At 48.3% G+C, this 2,481-nt stretch carries 2 tRNA genes and 2 rRNA genes (1 of these 4 only partly in view); all 4 read right to left on the bottom strand.

Features of this window, described 5'->3' with window-relative positions:
* Positions 1-235: ribosomal RNA gene (locus C6Y40_RS23850) — 23S ribosomal RNA — on the bottom strand; its annotated part reaches 1,310 nt to the left of the window's first position; the annotation flags it as partial.
* Positions 236-933: 698 nt separating this feature from the next.
* Positions 934-1,010 (bottom strand) — tRNA-Ile (locus tag C6Y40_RS23845).
* 38 nt (positions 1,011-1,048) lie between these two features.
* Positions 1,049-1,124, bottom strand: a tRNA-Ala gene (locus C6Y40_RS23840).
* A 94-nt stretch (positions 1,125-1,218) separates the two neighbouring features.
* Positions 1,219-2,481, bottom strand: a 16S ribosomal RNA gene (locus C6Y40_RS23835); the annotation flags it as partial.

Genomic DNA, 2,481 nt, shown 5'->3' with positions numbered 1-2,481 from the left:
AGGGAATCTCGGTTGATTTCTTTTCCTAAGGGTACTTAGATGTTTCAGTTCCCCTCGTTTGCCTCTACAACCTATGTATTCAGTTGCAGATACCTGTAAACAGGTGGGTTTCCCCATTCGGACATCTGTGGCTCAAATGCGTTTTGTCAGCTCACCACAGCTTTTCGCAGACTTACACGTCCTTCATCGCCTCTATTTGCCAAGGCATCCACCGTATACGCTTAGTCACTTAACCATACAACCCTAAATAGCTTTTGAGTGCAAAATCGACGTTATTTGTCGACTTTTGCGCAAGGAGGACCAAAAGTACTCTTTGCAGCAAAAAACATCTCATCAGTCGCTATTTCCACTTATTGACATGACTCATAAGTGTCCATAGCCGTTACAACTCAATCCAAAGCGTGCGACACGCTAAAAGGATGGACTGCGTTGCGCCTTGCCTCCGCCTTTTTATCCGGAGTCAGGTGTGCATTAAAGCACTGTTGTATGCATGACTGTCTAATCTTCGTGCAAAATTTTCATTATCGCCTCAGCGATGATGGAAACTTTTGCGCAAGTAGGACATACAGTACACTCAGTTGTGTACAATTGCCTTCTTGCTACACTTTCGTCAAGTAGAGTAGCTCTCGTGCAAAATCGACGTTTTTTGTCGACTTTTGCGCAAGGAGGACTCACAGTACGCTTAGTTGTTAAAACGAAACTTACTGCTAATTCTCTCAGTTACTCAATATTGATTGATTACTAATATCAGCTTTCCAAATTGTTAAAGAACAGATTTAAGGTTTAAAAACCTTAATCAATAACGTATGTTATTGATTAAGACTCTTACACATCAGCCAATTCGCATGGTAAAGGCAGTTTCAACGCGAGAAACGCAGTGTGCGCCAGCACATGAGTATCGCAGCGATTGAAAATGGCGAAACCAGGTAGAATTGGTAGGCTTGGGCAGACTTGAACTGCCGACCTCACCCTTATCAGGGGTGCGCTCTAACCAGCTGAGCTACAAGCCTGCTCTTTTTAGTGTTAGTAAACTAACAAAGCTAAAGAGTGGTGGAGCTAAGCAGGATCGAACTGCTGACCTCCTGAATGCAAATCAGGCGCTCTCCCAGCTGAGCTATAGCCCCAGTGATTTCCCTTACGAGTAAATCTTGGTCGTTCTTTATTTCATAACAAAACAATCTGTGTAGGCACTACATTAAGTCGTCCAACGACTTTACGTAAGGAGGTGATCCAACCCCAGGTTCCCCTAGGGTTACCTTGTTACGACTTCACCCCAGTCATGAAACACAAAGTGGTAATCGTCCTCCCGAAGGTTAGACTAACTACTTCTTTTGCATCCCACTCCCATGGTGTGACGGGCGGTGTGTACAAGGCCCGGGAACGTATTCACCGCAGTATGCTGACCTGCGATTACTAGCGATTCCGACTTCATGGAGTCGAGTTGCAGACTCCAATCCGGACTACGACAAGCTTTAAGGGGTCCGCTCCACATCACTGTCTCGCTTCCCTCTGTACTTGCCATTGTAGCACGTGTGTAGCCCTACACGTAAGGGCCATGATGACTTGACGTCGTCCCCACCTTCCTCCGGTTTGTCACCGGCAGTCTCCTTAGAGTGCCCAACTAAATGCTGGCAACTAAGGACAAGGGTTGCGCTCGTTGCGGGACTTAACCCAACATCTCACGACACGAGCTGACGACAGCCATGCAGCACCTGTGTCAGAGTTCCCGAAGGCACCAATCCATCTCTGGAAAGTTCTCTGCATGTCAAGTGTAGGTAAGGTTCTTCGCGTTGCATCGAATTAAACCACATGCTCCACCGCTTGTGCGGGCCCCCGTCAATTCATTTGAGTTTTAACCTTGCGGCCGTACTCCCCAGGCGGTCTACTTAGCGCGTTAGCTTCGCTACTCACGAATTAAATTCACAAACAGCTAGTAGACAGCGTTTACGGTGTGGACTACCAGGGTATCTAATCCTGTTCGCTACCCACACTTTCGCACATGAGCGTCAGTCTTTGGCCAGGGAGCCGCCTTCGCCACTGATGTTCCTCCAGATATCTACGCATTTCACCGCTACACCTGGAATTCCACTCCCCTCTCCAAGACTCTAGTCTGCCAGTTCTAAATGACCATCCCAGGTTGAGCCCGGGGCTTTCACATCTAGCTTAACAAACCGCCTGCGTGCGCTTTACGCCCAGTAATTCCGATTAACGCTCGCACCCTCCGTATTACCGCGGCTGCTGGCACGGAGTTAGCCGGTGCTTCTTCTGTTGTTAACGTCACAGCTGGCAGGTATTAACTACCAACCTTTCCTCACAACTGAAAGTGCTTTACAACCCGAAGGCCTTCTTCACACACGCGGCATGGCTGCATCAGGGTTTCCCCCATTGTGCAATATTCCCCACTGCTGCCTCCCGTAGGAGTCTGGGCCGTGTCTCAGTCCCAGTGTGGCTGATCTTCCTCTCAGAACAGCTAGAGATCGT

The sequence above is a fragment of the Marisediminitalea alba genome, assembly GCF_002993365.1.
Classification (GTDB): Bacteria; Pseudomonadota; Gammaproteobacteria; order Enterobacterales; family Alteromonadaceae; genus Alteromonas; species Alteromonas alba.
This window is presented reverse-complemented; position numbering and strand designations above follow the sequence as displayed.